The sequence below is a fragment of the Segatella baroniae DSM 16972 = JCM 13447 genome, assembly GCF_000426585.1.
GTDB classification, from domain to species: domain Bacteria; phylum Bacteroidota; class Bacteroidia; order Bacteroidales; family Bacteroidaceae; genus Prevotella; species Prevotella baroniae.
The window spans coordinates 20,069-38,484 of sequence record NZ_AUFQ01000007.1 but is presented as its reverse complement, the minus strand read 5'-3'; the positions used below and the strand labels follow the sequence as shown (position 1 = coordinate 38,484).

Here is an 18,416-nt window from a genome sequence, read left to right as displayed (position 1 = left end):
TGTAGCTTTGCAGCCAAATAATCAAACAACCAATGATATCTTTTGAAAGCGACTACAACAATGGTGCGCACCCCAAAGTGCTGCAGCACCTTGTCGAAACCAATGAGAAACAGACACTGTCATACGGTTTCGACGTCTATTGCGACAATGCCAAAGAGAAAATAAAGGCTGCTTGTGACGACCCGGAAGCCGAGATATTCTTCCTCGCGGGGGGCACACAGACCAACGCAACCGTCATCGATTCCATCCTGCACACCTACGAAGGCGTGGTCAGCGTGGAGACCGGGCACATCAATACGCATGAGGCGGGCGCGATAGAGTTCACCGAACACAAGGTCATTTCCATCAAAGAAGAGAATGGAAAGATGAACGCGCAGGCCCTGGACGATTATCTCTACAACTTCCTGCACGACGGAAACGCCTCCCACTCGGTCTACCCCGGCATGGTCTACATCACCTTCCCCACCGAATACGGCACGCTCTATTCGGCTCGCGAGCTTGACGAGATCTTCGAGGTCTGCCGCCGCTACAAGCTCCCGCTCTACGTGGACGGCGCACGCTTGGGATACGGTCTCATGGCCGAAGGCAACGACATCACGCTCCCCTACCTGGCCAAGCACTGCGACGTGTTCTACATCGGCGGCACAAAAATCGGCGCATTGTGCGGCGAAGCGGTCGTCTTCACCCACAACAACGCCCACGAGCACTTCTTCAACATCCAGAAACAGCATGGGGCACTCATGGCGAAGGGCCGGCTGCTGGGCGTCCAGTTCGACGCGCTCTTCACCGACAACCTCTACTTCGACATCTCCCGCCACGCCAACGACATGGCCATGCGCATGAAGCGGATATTCCAAGCCAAGGGCTTCCGCTTCTTCATCGACTCGCCCACCAATCAGCAGTTCGTCATTCTCAGCAACGAGACCGTCAAGCAGCTGTGCCGGAAAGACATCGTCTTCACGCATTGGGGGCCTTACGACAAGGAAAACATGATCTGCCGCTTCGTCACCAGCTGGGCCACGAAGCCGGAAGAACTGGACTATCTGGAAGAAAACCTATAGACGGAAGCCTGCGATGCGTCCGTCGCCATCGATTCATGACCGAGCCCCATGCGGATTTCACGTTGCAAATCCGCATGGGGCTCGGCTTTTCACGCAGCGTCGGAGCCGGCGCCCCGACCTCTTCACAACCCCATCTGACGGTTGTTGCCGATCTTCACCCTGCTACATCCGCTCAATCTATAAAGCTCCTGCGCCTTCATCGTGCCGCCGTCGGGAGACGCCACCCGATTGCCCGCCACCTCCAAGCCCCGCACGCTCTTGGCAAAAAGGACGGGATTGCCCCATGTTTTGAACCTGTTGTGGAGAATGCGGATGTTGAAATGGACGGGAGTTTTCGCGTCGACGACCGTATTCGACGGGTTGACGGCGATGACGGCATGCTCCGGATGGCCGTTCGGCGCGCAGTCGATGAAGTCGTTGTCATCGATCAACACGTCCTTCACCGGCCCCGATTCGAACCAACCGGCCGCATCGGCCTCGATGAGGATGGCGCTCATGCCGGTGGAACGATAGGTGTTGCCCGCGATCACGACCCGTCGCGGCGTCGTCACAAGCGTACCCCGGGTGCTCGTATGGGTGAACAGATTGTTTCTGATTTCCACCTCCGGCGTGCAGGTCAGGTTCTCTACGTAGTCGCTTCCGACCCGCAGCGACCTCGGAACGGCACGGTCGAGCGTCAGCTCCACCACCCTGTCCGAGATGCGCAAGGCCCCTTTCACCACGGCCGTTGCGAAGCGTTGCATCGTCGCCGGAGCCACAAACGCCACCGTATCGTTCGCGAAGAAGGCATTGAAACCGTAGCTCTGGTGGTGCATGAAGCGCACGCGCAACCTGTTTTCGGCCAACACGCTGTCGACGCGCAGGGTGGTGCCATGCACGTTGATGCAGTCGTCCTGCGCCCCGGAGAACCTGCCGTCGCGCACGACTATCCTACCGCTGCATCCCGAGAAGTGGAGGAAGTCGGCCGAAGAGGCCAGCACACGCCCGCTGCCCGCACGCGGCTCGCAATGGATCCGCTCCATCGTGACATTGCGGGAATACTGGCTGACGATTCCAAGTCCGTGCATATAGTGCACCGACACGTCGCTGAAGGAGATGTCCTCGCTTTCCAAGATCAGCATGCCCACTTGGTCGCGGATGATGTCGCGGATGGTGAGCACCTCCCCCTCCTTGGGCTCCAGCCCCGCCGGACGGGGGAAACGCAACAGTCCGGGGGCCACTTCCGTCGCTTCGGAAGCCGACAGCAGCCGCCAGTCGCGGCTATAGGCGAAGCGGTCGGTTGCGGGATTGAACTTCACGCAGTGGTCTACATTCGTCTTCCAGCCCTCGCCATAGAGCGCCACCCGACCGCCGTCAACCGCATAGCGCGTGTCGGGATGGGCCCGCAGCTCGACCGAATCGGGCGTGACCCGCGTGTAAGCGAACTCTGAACCGCCCGGACGCTCGAAGTCGAAATGCACGTTCCGCAACCCGATTCTCTTGCAGTGCAGCATGGCCAGCATGGTCATCTTGCCATGGAAGACGAAGGTGGCCCCGCCGCCGTCGATGGTCAGGTCGGCCATATCTTCGAGCAGCAGGCCTATCACCTTCTCTTTCGACGGGCATTCGGTCTCCGACGAGGTGTTGGAAACGAACAACTCGCGCCACGATGCGCCCTCCGGCCAGAAGTCATAACGCCCTGCTTCAAAGCGCAACACACGGCAATGCCGCTGCCGACACTGCCACAAGGCCTCCTGCACCTGCGCCACGCAGTTGGCATACGTGTTGGGTCGAATGCCGAGCACGGCCAGCGAAAGCGTGTCGCCGGCCCGCAGACCGACGGCAGGAACGGCCGACAGCAAGGCCGACAGCCAACAAACAAATCTCGTCTTTATCTTCATGACATCATCTTGGGGATTGTCGGGGGTGGAAAAAGCAAAACCGGACGCGTCGTTCCGCATCCGGTCATTGACGGGGGATGGTCAACAGCTTGCCGACCGTGCCCTTGTAGCTGTGGACGGTCAGGTTAATCGTGCCTTGAAATCCCTCCAACGGCATGCTGACCACATGGTGCGTCGTGTAGTATTCGGGCACTTTGTTCTGCCGATGGCTGAACGCGACGCTTCGTTCCGCCGTCCCGTCGGGCAGCCGTCGCTCTCTGACGAGCACCAAGTCCACCGTCTGTCGGGCCTTTCCATCGGCCGTCCTGCCGGTCTTCAAGCCGAAGGCGATGTTGAGATACTTGTGGTTTTCCGAAATCCAAGCACTCTCAAAGACGACCGGATCCATGCCCAAGGCCTCCCCTTCGGCACGGGGGCGGAGTTTCACCACAGACACGCGACGCAGCGAGAAAGGCTCCGTCGTGCCGTCGGCGGCCACCTGTTTGTGGTAGAGCAGTGCCCGATAGGTGGAATCGGGGGTCGTGGCCCAGGCGGCCTTCACGGGTTTCGTGAACGCCAGCCGCGCGTTGTCGTCGGTCAAGGCCTGCACAAACTGGCTGTTGCCGTCGGTCGCCGCCTCCACATAATGAGCCTGGAGATAGGAATATTCCCCATCCCCACTCTCATAAGTCTCGTGCTTGCAAGCCGTCAGGCCGACGGCCAGCAGGCCGACGACCCAGACCGCGACGCGTCTCGTTGGGCGCCTGCTCATTTCTTGAACGAGAATCGGTTCTTCAACGACTTGAACATGCCGCCCTCCGTGGCCGCCTTGGCCGCCAGATAGTTCTTGGCCGGATAGGCATACTGGCTCAACAGGCAGGTGCGCAGGAAGCGGTCGTCCTTGTTCTCGATGTCGATCTTCGCCAACTGACCGGCCACGTAGGCCTCGAAACGTTCATAATCCTCCTCCTTGTAGCGGTCGGCGTAGACCTTCGTGTCCTGTATCATGTCCAGCGCGATGTAGTTGCACGGGTAGATGCGGTAGCTGCGATGGATCTCGGTGTCGATGTGCGCGGCGATTTCGTCGAACAGTTTGTTCTTGGGTTGCTCCAGATCGACCGTCTCCAGCCACTCGTCGATGCAGGGTGCGGCCTCGTAATGGATGTGTCCCTTGTAGCCCTTGATACCCACCAGCATGCTTTCGATGTCGTCTTCGGCCGTCTTCTTCCAGAACGGAACGTCGCGGCGCAGCTGATATTCGCGTGCCTTGAGATAGTCGCAGGGGTCGTATTCGTAGGAGATGGCCAGCGGTATGATGTGGAGGGCCTGCAACCGCTCGGCGACGGTGCCCTCGCCGCCCATCGCCATCATCTTGAGGATGGCCGGTTGGGTCAGGTCGTTGGAGTTCTTGGCCCGTCCCTGCCGCTGCGCTATCCACACGTTCTCGTTCTTCCGGGCCACGGCGAAGTGGATGTACTCCGACATGCGCTTGCTGGCCTTGAGCATTTCGACGGAGTGGAGCGCCCTTTCCACGGTGAACGACTTGTTCACTCTCACCAGGTCTTTCACCCAGGGCAAGGTCAGCAGGTTGTCGCCGATGGCGATTTCGCACGTCGTCTCGAAGCCCACGTCAATCAGTATCTTGTCGAGGAAGGCCGAGTCGAGCACGATGTCGCGGTGGTTGCTCACGAAGGTGTAGCGTTTCTTGATGTCCAGGTTGTAGGCGTCGACGTCGATTCCGGCGCTGACGGTCTGCACCAGCTGCTGGAGGAAGGGATAGCAGAAGGCTTTCTGGAAATCGAGGTTCGTCTTGCACTGCTTCATCTTCTGCCCGATGGCCTCCACGGGGACGCCCGGATAGAGGTAGGCCAGCACGTGCTGGAACTGCGGGTCGGCCAGCAGACGGTCAAACACTTCAGGCAATTCTTCGGGTTCGAACGGCCTTATGGGGTCAAACTCTGAAGGTATCTTCATAATGTTCTAAATAAAATGAGAAAGAAAAAACAAGAGAATAAAAAAAGAAAGGGGCCCGGAACACACGCGACTTGGCCGCTCATCAACGGACCAACTCGTCAACTCACCACCTCATCAACTCCCTTTTCCGTGCGCAATGATCAGTTCTATGCCGAGTTCCTCTATCCGCCGCACGTCGGAAGGCTTCACATGGCTGTCGGTGATGATCATGTCCACCTCTTCCATGTCGCCGATCTTGGCGAATCCCTTGCGCCCGAACTTCGACGAGTCGGCCAGCACGATGGTCTTCTGGGCCGCCTGCATCATCTTCTGGTTCAGATGGGCCTCCCGCATGTCGGTGGTGGTGATGCCGAAGTCGAAGTCTATGCCGTCCACGCCCATGAAAAGCTTGCTGAAGGCGCAGCCTTTGAGCAGCACCTCGCTGTAGTCTCCCACCACCGACTCGCTGCTGTGGCGCAGCATTCCGCCCAGTTGGATGATGTCGATGTTGTCGTCTTGCGACAGTACGATCGACGACTGTAGCGACGCCGACACGACCGTCAGCTTGTTGACGGGCTTCACGCAGTGGGCGAAAGCATGGATGGTGGTGCCTGAGGCGATGATGATCGAGTCGTTGGGGGTGATGAACTTGGCGGCTTCGGTGCCTATGCTGTACTTCTCTTCTGGGAAGAGCTTTTCCTTCTCGTTGACCGAACGGTTGCTCGTGAAGGGGTTGATGGCGATCGCTTTTCCATGGCTGCGGTATAGTTTTCCAGCTTTTTCAAGGTCAGTCAGGTCTTTTCTGATCGTCACGGACGACACTTCCAGCAATTCAGCCAGGTCTGAGACCAACACAGAGTCTGCCTTAAACAATTGTTCCAGAATGGCATTGTGTCTATCTTCTTTCGTCATCTCCTGATTGTTGTTGATTAATGCGACAAATATACGACTTATTTCATAACCTTATCATTTCCTTTCTCATTTTAAATATATATTAACACAAAACGATGGTACGGCCCGACCAAGCGACAAAAGCGCAGCGACCGAAAGGCGAAAGCTGCCCTTTGACGCGGCAAAAGAGCAGCTTTCGCAAGCTCGAAGCACAGCTTTCAGCAGGTCAAAGGGCAGCTTTCGCAACGCCGCCGCGCTGCTTTTGAAAACAGGCGACGGCCGGCGACGGCGCAAGCGGGCATAAACGACTGGCTTCAAGCACTTTTCCTGCACGGCAAGCGCCATCCTTCCTTTATGTCGAAGCGGGCGTTGACGAGTAAAAAAACGGCGAGAGACCGATTGCTGTCGAAGCCTGCCGGCGAAGGGCGGCCCTATGCAATGTTTCACAAGGGGAGAAACGAAGGGAAATGCCCTACGGCCGATTCTTGTTCGATTGAGAATCTATCATTACCTTTGCATCAAACAACCAACTTCAAATGCCATGAGTTACTCCAAACTCTATTACCACATCGTATTTCGCACCTATCAATCCCAACGAACCATCAACGAAGCTCATGAGCGGGACCTCTACGCATACATATTGGCTTACTGCAGAGCCCATGACATCTGCCTTCTCAGGATCAACTCCATGCCCGACCACATCCACATGTTTGTTTCTTTGCGCCCCGACGTTTGCCTGGCCGATTTTGTAAGGGAGCTGAAAAAGTCTGCCGGCAACTTCATCAAAAGCCATCCCCGCGAGTTTCCCATGTTCAATGGGTGGGGAATAGGCTATTGCGCCATTTCCTATAGCGAGTCCGAAAAGGCTTATGTGGTGGAATATGTCAGGAGACAGAAGGAGCACCACAAGAAGATGTCATTCATAGATGAGCTAAAACAAATCATGCGGGAGGTCGGTATTCAATATGATGAAGACTATTTCCGAAAAGACTGGATAGAGTGAATGCTTCGGGGGATAGTCCATGGATGGCCAAACTGCTCGTGGGCGACTCCGCTGGAGTCGATACTCTCCACGCAGTACTTGCCTCTCCCCCGCAGTCAGCCTATCGGCATGACTGCGGGTTACAGAAAGGTGAAGCCTCTGGCTTCATCACATGACCGCTATCGACTGTCTCCGACCAGGCACACGCACGCTCACATGACTGCAAACCACAGACATGAGGAGACATGCAGCCACTCACATACCCCAAACTGTAGACATGGGGAGGCATACGACCTGCTCACATGACTGCAAACCACAGACATGAGGAGGCACACGACCACTCACATGACCGCAAACTACAGACATGGTGAGCAGGACGGATTACCCGCTACGCGAAGGCGACCGATGATGAAGCCAGAGGCTTCACCTTTCCATAACCCATAGTCATGCCGACAGGCTGACTACGGGATGTCCCGCTCGCCTTCATCGACCCCAGCGGGGTCGCACACAAACTACAGATACAGGAAATCATACGACCCGTCACATGACCGCAACCTCACAAACCCAAGAAAGGCACGCAATCCACCTCATGACCACAGCCCGCAGCCCCCCGGAAAGACACATTACATGCCCCCAAACCGCAGACATGGGGAGCAGGATGGACCGCCCGCTACACAAAGACTGCCGATGATGAAGCCGGAGGCTTCACCTTTCCATAACCCGTAGTCATGCCGACAGGCTGACTACGGGATGTCCGGCCCCTCTACATCGACCCCAGCGGGGTCGCCCACAAAAGGCGCAATCCATGAACGCCGACGCACGACCACCCCACACCTCGCCCACGACCTGCCTGCAAAAGAGCAACAACGACACCCCGCCGCATATCCCTCCATCGTTCCTATGCCAACGCAAGATGGCCAAACTGCTCGTGGGCGACTCCGCTGGAGTCGATACTCTCCACGCAGTACTTGCCTCTCCCCCGCAGTCAGCCTATCGGCATGACTGCGGGTTACAGATAAGGTGAAGCCTCCAGCTTCATCACATGACCACGATCCGCTGTCTCAGGACAGACACACGCACGCTCACATGACTGCAAACCGCAGACATGGGGAGACATGCACCCACTCACGTGACCGCAAACCGCAGACATGAAGAGGCACACGACCTGCTCACATGACCGCAAACTGTAAACGTGAGGAGGCATACGACCTGCGCACATGCCCCCAAACCGCAGACATGGGGAGCAGGACGAATCGCCCGCTACGCAAAGACGGCCGATGATGAAGCCGGAGGCTTCACCTTTCCATAACCCGTAGTCATGCCGATAGGCTGACTACGGGATGTCCCGCTCGCCTTCATCGACCCCAGCGGGGTCGCCCACAAAAGGCTCGATCCATGAACGCCGACGCACGACCACCCCACACTTCGCCCACGACCTGTCTGCAAAAGAGCAACAACGACACCCCGCCGCATATCCCTCCATCGTTCCTACACCAACGCAAATCAGCCACGCTCTTCCTCTGAGAGCGTGGCCGACCTTTTAGGAGTCCGTCAAGGACAAGCTGCTACTTGAGCATTTCCTCGACGGCACGGCGAAGTTGCGCGTCGTTGCCGCTGAGATAGTCCTCGGGCGTGTTGTAGACTTCTATGTCGGGCTGCAAGGTGTTGTTCTCGCCATACACGCCCTTCATGTCCACGCAGCCCACTTGCGGTATGCCGAAGACCATCTGGTTATCGAGCAGCGACTCCCACCACACGGCCGTCATCGTACCCGCCACGGGAGTGCCAATGAGTTTGCCGATACCCAACGTCTTGTAGACGAACGGGAAGCCGTGACCGTTGGAATAATCATCCTCGCAGATGAGCACACAACTCGGTTTCACCCACTTGTTCCAGGGATCCCAGCCGATGAACTGGCCACGGGGCACGAAGCTCTGATACTGCTTGCCGCCCAGGAGCGTGCAGAGGTCGTCGTGGAGCCAGCCGCCGCCGTTGTGACGTTCGTCCACGATGACGGCCTTCTTCTGCCGGCTGCTGTCGGAGAGGAGTTCGCGGAAGACCGTGCGGAAGCTCTCGCTGTCCATCGCCCGCACGTGGACATAGGCCAGCTGCCCGCCAGACCACTTGTCGACCAGCGCGCGGTTGCGGTCCACCCAACGCTGGTAAAGCAGGTCGCTTTGAGTGCCCTTGCCTATCGCCCGCACGACGACATCACGCTCTTTGCCGCCACTCTTCACCGTAACGCGCACCGGCTTGCCGGCCTTCCCGTCGAGCAGATGGTTGTAGTCCTTGCCGGCCAGAATCCTTTCGCCGTCGATGGCTTCGATGATATCGCCGGCCTTCACCTTCGTATCGCGCACGTCAAAAGGCCCGCGCTTGATGACTTCGGCTATCTTCAGGCCGTCACCCGTATGGCTTTCGTCGTAGAAAAGGCCCAGCGCGGCCGTGCGCAGGTCGGCTCCGTAGGAATAGAAACGGGCGCCGGTGTGCGACGCGTTCAGCTCGCCCAGCATTTCGGAGAGCATGTCGCGGAAGTCGTAACGGTTGTTGATGTAGGGCAGGAAACGCTCGTAGGTCTTCTTGTAACCGTCCCAGTCGACGCCATGCAGCTTCGTATCGTAGAACTTGTCCTTCACTTGTTGCCAGATATGGTTGAACATGTAGGCGCGCTCCGCGTAGGGACGGTAGTTGAAACGGGCCTCGAAGTCGACTGACTTCGTGGTGTTCATGGCCACGTCGAACTTCTTGATACCGCCATTGCAGAGGTAGATGTTCTTGAAATCCCTGTCGGCCGTCATGCCGCCGCCACCGATTCCTTTGGCCACTATCACCGTGCTGCCCTCGCGAAGACTGTGCTTCCACAGGTCGGCGCTGCCCTCGAAGCGGGCTTGGTAATAGATGGCGTCGCCCTCCTTGTTGAGCAGGAAGTCGCCCAGATGCGACGAGTTCACCGTCAGCCGAACCACGCGGTCGCGGCAGTTGTCGACATCCAGCTCCAGCGGTTCCACCTTCTCGGGCTTCACGGCGTTGGGATTTTTCTTCTTGTCCTTGGCCTGTTTGGCTTCCTCTTTCTCACGCTTCTCGGCCTCTTTCTTCTCGGCTTCGCTGGTTTCCTTCCATCGTGCGTACTCTTCCTTGGTCATCTTGAACTGCTCATAGGCGTCGAGGTCGAAGAACATGATGTAGGCGTCGCTCTCCGAACCCCACGAACCGTGGCTGCGGTAGCCCGCCCGGTCGCTCTCGAAGACCATGGCCTTGCCGCCGAGCACCCACTTGGCGTTGCCGTCGCTATAGCCGCTGTTGGTGAGATTGCGTATTTCCCCCTTTCCATCGGCCGAAACGAGGGCCACGTCGCTGTGGTTCCAGCCGCCGTCGCCGATGTAGCTCGCCAGCAGCCAACGGCTGTCGGGACTCCAGGAGAACCATTGGTCGCCGTCGCTGTAGCTATACATGTACTTGCCGGCCATCAGCGTGCGCAACACATGGGTCTTCACGTCGACGGCACGCAGCGTGGTGCGGTCTTCGAGATAGGCCACGCTCTTGCCGTCGGGACTGTAGACGGGCTGGAAACTCGTCTTGTCGCTCTTGACGAGCTGCTCTTCCGTTATCTCGGAAGCGTAGGTGAAGAGGTCGTCCTTCTTGTTCTTGATGGTACTCTGATAGATTTGCCACAGCCCATCGCGCTCGCTGGCGTAGACCAAGCCGCGTCCGTCGGGTGCAAAATCCACGCTGCGCTCCTGTTCGGGCGTGTCGGTGATCTGGCGGGTGGTGGCATATTCCACCGAAGTGACGTAGACATCGCCGTGCAGGATGAAGGCCACTTCCTTGCCGTTGGGCGACAGGGCTATCTCGGTGGCTCCGCTGCGGCGTATCTGCCGCTGCAAGTCCTGGTCGTTGCGGTCGGCCGTCACGGTGACCTCCACACGCCGGGGCTGCTGTCCTTCGCGCAGGGTATAAAGCTCGCCGTCGTAGCCGAAGCTCAGCACCCCATCGTCCGAACGGGTCAGGAAACGCACGGGGTTGCCCTTGAAATGCGTGAGCTGTTGCTTGGCCGTGCCGCTCAGGTTGGTCTTGAAGACGTTGAATGTGCCGTCTTCCTCGCTTAAATAATAATAGGTTTCGCCCTCTCCCCACACCGGATTGCGGTCTTCACCGTTGAAATGGGTCATTTTTGTGAATTTCCCGTCCCTTTTGAGCCATACGTCGCGGCAGATGGGCGACGTATGATGCTTGCGCCAGACGTCCTCATAGCCTTTCACGTCGTGGTAGAGAACAGCTCCCTCCTTGTTGATACTAATTCCCGGCATGGAAATTTCGGAGAAAAGGCGGGGACGGCTACCTGCCGTCGTCTCCACCTGGTACACCTGCGTGAAGGAGCCGTTCGGGAAAATGATGTTTTGCGGCGAAGGCATACCGGAGCATTCAAACAGCACATGCGTGTCGTCGACAAAAGCCAAGGGCGTCTCATTGCCGCTATCTGTCGTCAATCGGACGGGGGCACCGCCTTCACGGGCTATCAGAAAGACGTCAAGACTGCCTTCACGGGCCGATGAAAAGGCGATTTTTTGCCCATCAGGACTCCATACGGGGTAGGAATCGTAGGCTGCGTTGGATGTCAACTGACGGGCTTCACCGCCGCTGGAAGGCACCGTGTAGAGGTCGCCTTTGTAGGAAAAGGCGATTGTCCGACCATCGGGCGAGATGGCACCATAGCGCATCCAGAGCGGACGCGACTGGGCCGTAGCACCCAAGACGACAGCCAGCAGGGAGGTTGCCGCCAGAAGCCGCTTGCCAAACAAGGACTCCTTGTGAGAAAGATGTAGTTTAGACATAAGTTTTTAGATATGATTAAAGGATTGTATTTTCTGACGAACATAAGCCTGGAGGCCCACGTCGCCGAGGATTTCGATGTCGTCGTAAAGTCCAAGGATGAAGCGTCCGATACCGACATAGCTGGCCAAGTCGGCCTGAAAAAGCCAGCGGCCATCGGCCGTTGGCGTAAAACAGCCCGATGAAATGGGATATTCTTCAAGCATGAGGTTGTGAGAAAGCTGCTTCATCAGCAACCGGACAGGCAGGCGTTCGGGGCCGCTGAACATAAAAATGTCGGTAAAGAGCCGGCTATGTTGCTCCTCGTAGATCCAGGGCGTGTCGTAAACCTCCACGCTTCCGATGCGTGCCAGCTTGAATGTTTTGCACATCCGCGTCTTCAATTCATAGCAACGGATGTCGAGGTTCTCGTTCAGCAGCTGGTAGGGTTCGACCACCCGGTCGCTGACGGTGTTGCTGTGAGGCGATGAATAATCCTTCAGGCACACCACGCGTTGCTGACGGATAGCCTCCATCAGTGCGTGAAGTGTCTCGATATTGTGGGCCTTGAAGCGGGTGTCGGTGAACTGCCGGAGATGATAGAAGCGTTCGAGTTTGCGCCTGATGGTCGGCACCATCGGGTTCTTTTCATCCGTTCCATCGAGCAGCCGATGCAGGAAAGTAGCCTCGACATCGGTGAAATTGACGGAGCGGGCCAAGCTCAGGAAGAACGGGGAGTCGGGGGAGAGCCGATGAGTCTGGTTCTCTGTGACCACGACAAAGCCCATCTCACGAAACTTCCGCAGGTAATTGTAGATTTGGCGACGCGTGATGCCAATCCTGTGACAGAGGTCTTCGGCCGTATAATCAAAGCCGTCGACCATCAGAAGGATGAGTTGGAGTTCTTTCGACATCATGGCAGGTCTTGTTCTTCAAAGTTTATTTCGAGTTCGTCGGTGCCCAAGAGATTGTAACTGCGCCGATGAAATGGGGTGATTCCATGCAAACGAATCGCCTCACGGTGCTTTCGCGTGGGATAGCCCTTGTTGCTTTGCCAATCGTAAGCAGGGTATTGGAGCGCCAACGCGTCCATGTAGTCGTCACGATAGGTCTTGGCCAGAATGCTGGCGGCGGCAATCGACTGATACTTGGCGTCGCCTTTCACGATGCAGGTATAAGGCAAAGTCTTTCCTTCGTCGGGCAATCCCTCGCCCACGCGGTAGGGATCGAAACGATTGCCGTCGATGATGAGTGCCTCGGGACGGAGTTGCAGTTGGTCGATTGCACGGTGCATGGCCAGGAAACTGGCGTGAAGGATGTTTATCTTATCGATTTCATCGGGCGTGACAATGCCGACGGCCCATGCCAAAGCGTCGCGTTCAATCTGCTCCCGAAGTGCGTGGCGACGACGGTCGGTGAGCTTCTTGCTGTCGTTGAGTGCCGGATTATCATAGTCGGGAGGCAGAATGACAGCCGCGGCATAGACGCTTCCGGCCAGGCAACCACGCCCCGCCTCGTCGCAACCGGCCTCAACCACCTCTTTATAATAATGTGACAACAGCATAAAACAGACCCATTTAGTTAACAAACGTTATGCGTTAACAGATTTAACGAAGCCGAATTGCAGAGTGAAAGAATGCTTCCACCCATACGACTAACTTTGCATCTGTAAATTAAAACAAGCAAAAAGAGCAACCCTATGGCAAAGAACATCTCTCTACAACCGTCCTCCAATCTACATCTTCACCAGTTTCGACAAGTCATCCGCCAAGCCGTCGAGACAGCCAAGGCACCCTTCAACGCGCTGCGCCGATACTATGGCGCCGTCCTGGGCAAGGAAATCAGCGCCCGCCAGACCTGGCTGCTATTAAAGGTGCAGGCCGCTTTCGTACTGGCAGGATTCCCGATGGAATCGCCCGTTTTTCTACGGCTGGCTTGCGTCGCGTGGTTTGTACAGGCCCTGTTGGCCTGTCGGCGAAGCCTCGCTTAGAACATGGTGGCCACGCGCTTGACGGCAGCCACCAACACGTCCACTTCCTCACGGGTATTGTAAAGCGCAAAGCTGGCCCGCGCCGTACCGAGAACGCCCAATCGCTCCATGAGTGGTTGGGCGCAATGGTGTCCGGTGCGGATGGCAACGCCCAGCCGGTCGAGCAGAGTGCCCATGTCCATATGATGGATGTCGCGCAACTGAAAGCTGACGACTGCGTCGTGGCGCAACACCGTGGTGTCCACATCGGCCGGAATGCCGAAGATGCGCATGCCATCGATTTGCTGCAATTGGCTGACCGCATAGCGGGTGAGGTCTTCCTCGTGCCTTTGAATCGTGTCCATACCGATGGCCGACACGTAGTCGAGAGCCTTGGCGAGACCCGTCGTCGCGATGTAATCGGGCGTTCCGGCCTCAAACTTCAGCGGCGGACGCTCGAACGTGCTCTTTTCGAAGCTCACATGCTCGATCATCTCGCCTCCTCCCTGATACGGCGGGAGGCGATCGAGCCAGGCTTCCTTGCCATAAAGCACGCCGATACCGGTAGGCCCATAGACCTTATGACCGCTGAAGACGAAGAAATCGCAGTCCAGCGACTGCATGTCCACCTTGAAATGAGGCGCGCTCTGGGCACCGTCGACCACGACAGGGACATCATGTTCGTGGGCGATACGGATGACTTCCTCCACGGGATTGATGGTTCCGAGCACATTGCTGACATGCGAAATGCTGACAATCTTGGTCTTCGGCGACAACATCCGACGGAACGCCTGCAAGTCAAGCGTGCCGTTTTCATCCATCGGAATGACCCGAAGCGCAATGCCCTTGCGGGCCGCCTGCAACTGCCAAGGCACAATATTGGAATGATGTTCGACCGTGGAAATGACGACTTCATCGCCCTCCTGCATGCAGGCGTCGCTGAAACAGGAGGCTATCAGGTTCAGTCCTTCGGTGGTGCCACGCGTAAAGACAATCTCCGTCGTGCTGCGGGCATTGATGAATCGGCGGACGGTCTCACGGGCACCTTCGTGCAATTCGGTGGCCTGTTGGCTGAGCCAATGCACGCCCCGATGGACGTTGGCATTGACATTGAGGTACTCGTCGCGCATGGCATTGAGCACACACAACGGCTTCTGCGTAGTGGCCGCATTGTCGAGATAAACCAGCGGCTTGCCGTAGACCGTGCGGGACAAGATGGGGAAGTCAGCCCTGATCAATTCTATATCCATCGGTGATTACTTGCAAAGTTTACAACCATCGCACTTGTTGAGTTCTCCGCGGAAGCGTTTCTCCACCAGATAGTGCAACCGGTCGCGCAAAGGTTCAAGCTCCATCTTGTCGATGACTTCATTGACAAAGGCAAACTCCAGCAGCAACTTGGCCTCCCGCTCGCTGATTCCACGCTGACGCATATAGAACATGGCCGCGTCGTTGAGCTGACCCACGGTGGAACCATGGGCGCATTTCACGTCGTCGGCATAGATTTCGAGCATGGGCTGCGTGTACATACGGGCCTTCTTGGTGGCCACAAGGTTCTGGTTGGTCTCCTGACTGATGGTCTTCTGCGCGTCTTTTCTCACCAGGACACGACCCGCAAAGGCGCTTGTAGCCTCATCGTCAAGCACATATTTGTAAAGTTCGTTGCTGGTGCAATGGGGCACCTGGTGGTCAATCAGCGTATTGTTGTCCACATGCTGGTTCCTGTCGGCTATGACACAGCCGTTGCACTGGCACTCCGCGCCTTCGCCCTTGAACACCAAGTCAAGTCGATTGCGGGTGACGCCATTGTGCAAGGTGATGACGTTGTGGTTGACACGGCTGTCTGCCTGCTGCTCAATATAGACATTGCTGATGCGTGTATTCTTGTAATGTGTCTCCTCCAGGCAGTTCAGTTCGAGGCTGGCATTGCGCCCGACATAGGCCTCGATGACCTGCGTAGCCAGGAAACGGCGGTCGTCGGAAGCATGGTCACAGAATAAAAACTTGGCTTCGGCACCCTCTTCGAGCACAATCAGCACACGGCGGTTGACCATCAGGTCGACATCGGAACGAAGGATGTTGATGACCTGCACCGTGCGGTCTACCTTCACGTTGCGCGGAACATACACCAGAAGCCCGTCCTGGGCCAGCATCGTATTCAACGCCGTGATGGCGTCTGTCCCTGTTTGGGCGATTTTAGCGTAGTATTTCTCGATGAAATCGGGCTTTTCTGCGGCCACACGGCGCAAGGAATCCACGACGACACCATCGGGAATATGGGTCTGTGGCAGCGATTTCGTGTAGAAACTGTCGTTGACGACAAAGTAAAGAGAGGTGCTGAGATTGGGAACGTCGCACTTGAAAGCCTGATAAGGATTGACGGGGATTTCAAGACGGTTGAGATTCAACCCGTAATCAGGCTTGAACAACTGCGCCATGTCGGTGTATTTATACCGCTCGACCTTGCGGGAGGGGAAGCCCTGTTCCTTGAAATCTGCGAAAGCCTTGTCGCGCACGGCGTTGAGCACATCGGCAGAATGCCGCTTGACCAGGTCGGCAGCTTCGGTGTATAAGTCTATGTATTGCTGTTCGCTGTTCATAACTTTCCGCCTTTACTCACCAAACGCCAGGTCGGCAGCTTCCTTTATCCAATCGTAGCCGCGCTGTTCAATCTCCTTTGCCAGCTCCGGCCCGGCCGTCTTGACAATCCGTCCGTTGTAAAGCACATGCACCACGTCGGGCTTGATCATCTCAAGCAGCCGCTCGTAATGGGTGATAACGATGGCCGAAGTCTTGTCGGTGTGCATCTTGTTGACGCCATCCGCCACGACACGCATCGCGTCAACGTCAAGTCCCGAGTCGGTTTCGTCGAGTATGCTGAGCTTCGGTTCGAGCATAGCCATCTGGAAAATCTCGTTGCGTTTCTTCTCCCCGCCCGAGAATCCCTCGTTCACCGAGCGGTGGGAGAGCTTGCTGTCGAGGTCGACCAGCTTGCGCTTTTCCCGCATCAGCTTCATGAAATCGGCCGCGTTGAGCGGTTCCTTGCTCTCATACTCGCGCTTGGCGTTGATAGCCGCACGCATGAAATTGGTCATGGAAACGCCTGGAATCTCCACGGGGTATTGGAAAGACAGGAACAAACCGGCGCGAGCACGGTCTTCGGGCTTCATCCGAAGCAAGTCCTGCCCCTCGAAAATGGCCATTCCTTCGGTCACTTCATACAGGGGATTGCCGGTAAGCACGGCACTCAACGTGGATTTCCCCGAGCCGTTCGGCCCCATGATGGCATGGATTTCTCCATCCCGGACGGTCAGGTTGATACCTTTCAATATTTCTTTGCCAGCAATGGTGGCATGTAAATTGCGAACTTCTAACATATTATCTTGATTATATTATCCTACGGTTCCTTCCAGACTGACATTCAACAGCTTCTGCGCTTCTACGGCAAACTCCATCGGGAGCTTGTTCAGCACCTCCTTGGCATAGCCGTTGACAATCAGGCCGACGGCCTGCTCGGTGGGAATGCCGCGCTGGTTGCAATAAAACAGCTGGTCTTCACTGATCTTGGAGGTCGTCGCCTCATGTTCTATCACGGCCGTTTCGTTATGAATGTCCATATAGGGAAAGGTGTGCGCACCGCATTCCGACCCCAGCAACAATGAGTCGCACGAACTGTAATTGCGGGCATTGTCGGCATTGGCCGTGGCCCGAACAAGGCCACGGTAAGAGTTTTGGCTGTGGCCGGCGGAGATTCCTTTCGAGATGATTGTCGACTTGGTGTTCTTCCCCATGTGAATCATCTTCGTGCCGGTGTCGGCTTCCTGATAATGATTGGTGACGGCCACGCTGTAGAACTCGGCCACGGAATTGTCTCCCCGCAGGATGCAGGAAGGATATTTCCAGGTAATGGCCGAGCCTGTCTCCACCTGTGTCCAACTCAATTTGGAACCTACGCCACGCAAGTCGCCGCGCTTCGTCACCAAATTGAACACGCCGCCTCTCCCGTTTTCATCACCGGGATACCAGTTCTGGACTGTCGAATACTTCACTTCCGCACGGTCGTTGACGATGATTTCGACAATGGCGGCATGCAGCTGGTTCTCATCCCGCATCGGCGCCGTGCAACCTTCAAGGTAGCTGACATAGGCATCATCGTCGGCAATGATGAGCGTTCGTTCAAACTGTCCGGTGTTGCGGGCGTTGATACGGAAGTACGAACTCAACTCCATCGGGCAGCGGACGCCCTTAGGTATATACACAAAGGAGCCGTCGCTGAACACCGCGCTGTTCAGGGCCGCGAAGAAGTTGTCGCGATAGGGCACCACGCTTCCCAGATACTGACGCACCAAGTCGGGATGTTCCTTGATGGCTTCGCCGATACTACAAAAGATGACACCCTTCTCACGAAGCTTCTCCTTGAAGGTAGTCTTGACCGAAACGGAGTCCATGATAGCGTCGACAGCCGTGCCGCTCAGGGCCAACCGTTCTTCCAAAGGTATGCCCAGCTTGTCGAAAGTCTTCTCCAACTCGGGATCAATCTCCTTATTGACCGGCTTCTTGGCCATCGGATCCGCGTAATAAGATATGGCTTGATAGTCTATTTCTGGGAGATGGACATGCCCCCATGACGGTTGTTTCAATGTCTTCCAGTGCCGAAAAGCCTGAAGACGGAAGTCGAGCATCCAATCCGGCTCGCCCTTCTTGTGCGAGATTAGGCACACAACGTCTTCGTTGAGCCCTTTCTCTATAATTTCGGTATGTACGTCAGTGGTGAATCCGAACTCATATTTCTGTTCGGCCACTTGCCTTACATACGCGTTCTTTTCGTTTTTCTCTTCCATGAATTTATCCTTTACAGGGATATGACAAACATCGTACCTTTCTCCCAAGGC

The 18,416-nt window shown here is 56.5% G+C and carries 14 protein-coding genes; 3 read left to right on the top strand and 11 right to left on the bottom strand.

What is annotated here, in order from left to right; genetic code table 11:
• The first annotated feature begins 32 nt into the window (after window positions 1-32).
• Complete coding sequence (locus tag K334_RS0106675) at window positions 33-1,061, top strand: threonine aldolase family protein (protein WP_025881657.1); 1,029 nt, start codon at window positions 33-35, stop codon at window positions 1,059-1,061.
• Between the two features lie 122 nt (window positions 1,062-1,183).
• On the opposite strand, the gene K334_RS0106670 is transcribed toward K334_RS0106675, so the two are convergent.
• From K334_RS0106670 to K334_RS0106655, 4 genes are all read right to left on the bottom strand, one after another.
• Window positions 1,184-2,941: a right-handed parallel beta-helix repeat-containing protein gene (locus tag K334_RS0106670; protein WP_025881655.1), complete on the bottom strand. Its 1,758-nt coding sequence runs from the start codon at window positions 2,939-2,941 to the stop codon at window positions 1,184-1,186.
• Between the two features lie 64 nt (window positions 2,942-3,005).
• Entirely contained in the window at window positions 3,006-3,692 is a 687-nt protein-coding gene (locus K334_RS0106665; RefSeq protein ID WP_025881654.1) for a NigD1/NigD2 family lipoprotein, read from the bottom strand.
• Window positions 3,689-4,894, bottom strand: a complete 1,206-nt coding sequence (locus K334_RS0106660; protein WP_021588742.1) for a 1-acyl-sn-glycerol-3-phosphate acyltransferase — start codon at window positions 4,892-4,894, stop codon at window positions 3,689-3,691. Before K334_RS0106660 ends, K334_RS0106665 begins: the two co-directional genes overlap by 4 nt.
• A gap of 114 nt (window positions 4,895-5,008) precedes the next feature.
• Complete coding sequence (locus K334_RS0106655; RefSeq protein WP_021588771.1) at window positions 5,009-5,785, bottom strand: DeoR/GlpR family DNA-binding transcription regulator; 777 nt, start codon at window positions 5,783-5,785, stop codon at window positions 5,009-5,011.
• 520 nt (window positions 5,786-6,305) lie between these two features.
• On the opposite strand from K334_RS0106655, the gene tnpA reads away from it, so the two are divergent.
• Window positions 6,306-6,767: an IS200/IS605 family transposase gene (tnpA, locus tag K334_RS0106650; protein WP_025881651.1), complete on the top strand. Its 462-nt coding sequence runs from the start codon at window positions 6,306-6,308 to the stop codon at window positions 6,765-6,767.
• 1,544 nt (window positions 6,768-8,311) lie between these two features.
• Here the strand turns inward: tnpA and K334_RS0106645 are convergent.
• The 3 genes from K334_RS0106645 to K334_RS0106635 are packed head-to-tail and all read right to left on the bottom strand — an operon-like array spanning window position 8,312 to window position 13,119.
• Complete coding sequence (locus K334_RS0106645; RefSeq protein ID WP_051218683.1) at window positions 8,312-11,578, bottom strand: S41 family peptidase; 3,267 nt, start codon at window positions 11,576-11,578, stop codon at window positions 8,312-8,314.
• A gap of 6 nt (window positions 11,579-11,584) precedes the next feature.
• A complete protein-coding gene (locus tag K334_RS0106640; RefSeq protein WP_025881647.1) occupies window positions 11,585-12,472 on the bottom strand; it encodes a helix-turn-helix transcriptional regulator in 888 nt (295 codons plus the stop codon).
• Entirely contained in the window at window positions 12,469-13,119 is a 651-nt protein-coding gene (locus K334_RS0106635; protein ID WP_021588765.1) for a ribonuclease HII, read from the bottom strand. The genes K334_RS0106640 and K334_RS0106635 overlap by 4 nt, the downstream gene beginning before the upstream one ends.
• A 135-nt stretch (window positions 13,120-13,254) precedes the next feature.
• On the opposite strand from K334_RS0106635, the gene K334_RS0106630 reads away from it, so the two are divergent.
• Complete coding sequence (locus K334_RS0106630; protein ID WP_021588845.1) at window positions 13,255-13,545, top strand: hypothetical protein; 291 nt, start codon at window positions 13,255-13,257, stop codon at window positions 13,543-13,545.
• Here K334_RS0106630 and K334_RS0106625 read toward each other — a convergent pair.
• From K334_RS0106625 to sufB, 4 genes are read right to left on the bottom strand one after another with little or no spacing between them, the layout of a single operon-like run.
• Window positions 13,542-14,774, bottom strand: coding sequence for an aminotransferase class V-fold PLP-dependent enzyme (locus K334_RS0106625; protein WP_027444716.1), 1,233 nt, complete (start codon window positions 14,772-14,774; stop codon window positions 13,542-13,544). The two genes, K334_RS0106630 and K334_RS0106625, sit on opposite strands and share 4 nt — an antisense overlap.
• A gap of 6 nt (window positions 14,775-14,780) precedes the next feature.
• The gene (gene sufD, locus K334_RS0106620) at window positions 14,781-16,124 is read right to left on the bottom strand and encodes a Fe-S cluster assembly protein SufD (RefSeq protein ID WP_025881645.1); all 1,344 of its coding nucleotides are present in this window, start codon (window positions 16,122-16,124) and stop codon (window positions 14,781-14,783) included.
• Window positions 16,125-16,136: 12 nt separating this feature from the next.
• Window positions 16,137-16,901, bottom strand: a complete 765-nt coding sequence (gene sufC / locus K334_RS0106615; protein WP_025881644.1) for a Fe-S cluster assembly ATPase SufC — start codon at window positions 16,899-16,901, stop codon at window positions 16,137-16,139.
• A gap of 15 nt (window positions 16,902-16,916) precedes the next feature.
• Window positions 16,917-18,365 (bottom strand): Fe-S cluster assembly protein SufB, encoded by a 1,449-nt coding sequence (gene sufB / locus K334_RS0106610; protein WP_025881643.1) that lies wholly within the window; start codon window positions 18,363-18,365, stop codon window positions 16,917-16,919.
• Window positions 18,366-18,416: the final 51 nt, after the last annotated feature.

Coding starts and splice junctions, on each gene's coding strand:
- sufB (WP_025881643.1), bottom strand. CDS start 18,365: ATGGAAGAGAAAAACGAAAAGAACGCGTATGTAAGGCAAGTGGCCGAA.
- sufD (WP_025881645.1), bottom strand. CDS start 16,124: ATGAACAGCGAACAGCAATACATAGACTTATACACCGAAGCTGCCGAC.
- K334_RS0106665 (WP_025881654.1), bottom strand. CDS start 3,692: ATGAGCAGGCGCCCAACGAGACGCGTCGCGGTCTGGGTCGTCGGCCTG.
- tnpA (WP_025881651.1), top strand. CDS start 6,306: ATGAGTTACTCCAAACTCTATTACCACATCGTATTTCGCACCTATCAA.
- K334_RS0106625 (WP_027444716.1), bottom strand. CDS start 14,774: ATGGATATAGAATTGATCAGGGCTGACTTCCCCATCTTGTCCCGCACG.
- K334_RS0106655 (WP_021588771.1), bottom strand. CDS start 5,785: ATGACGAAAGAAGATAGACACAATGCCATTCTGGAACAATTGTTTAAG.
- sufC (WP_025881644.1), bottom strand. CDS start 16,901: ATGTTAGAAGTTCGCAATTTACATGCCACCATTGCTGGCAAAGAAATA.
- K334_RS0106630 (WP_021588845.1), top strand. CDS start 13,255: ATGGCAAAGAACATCTCTCTACAACCGTCCTCCAATCTACATCTTCAC.
- K334_RS0106645 (WP_051218683.1), bottom strand. CDS start 11,578: ATGTCTAAACTACATCTTTCTCACAAGGAGTCCTTGTTTGGCAAGCGG.
- K334_RS0106675 (WP_025881657.1), top strand. CDS start 33: ATGATATCTTTTGAAAGCGACTACAACAATGGTGCGCACCCCAAAGTG.
- K334_RS0106635 (WP_021588765.1), bottom strand. CDS start 13,119: ATGCTGTTGTCACATTATTATAAAGAGGTGGTTGAGGCCGGTTGCGAC.
- K334_RS0106660 (WP_021588742.1), bottom strand. CDS start 4,894: ATGAAGATACCTTCAGAGTTTGACCCCATAAGGCCGTTCGAACCCGAA.
- K334_RS0106670 (WP_025881655.1), bottom strand. CDS start 2,941: ATGAAGATAAAGACGAGATTTGTTTGTTGGCTGTCGGCCTTGCTGTCG.
- K334_RS0106640 (WP_025881647.1), bottom strand. CDS start 12,472: ATGATGTCGAAAGAACTCCAACTCATCCTTCTGATGGTCGACGGCTTT.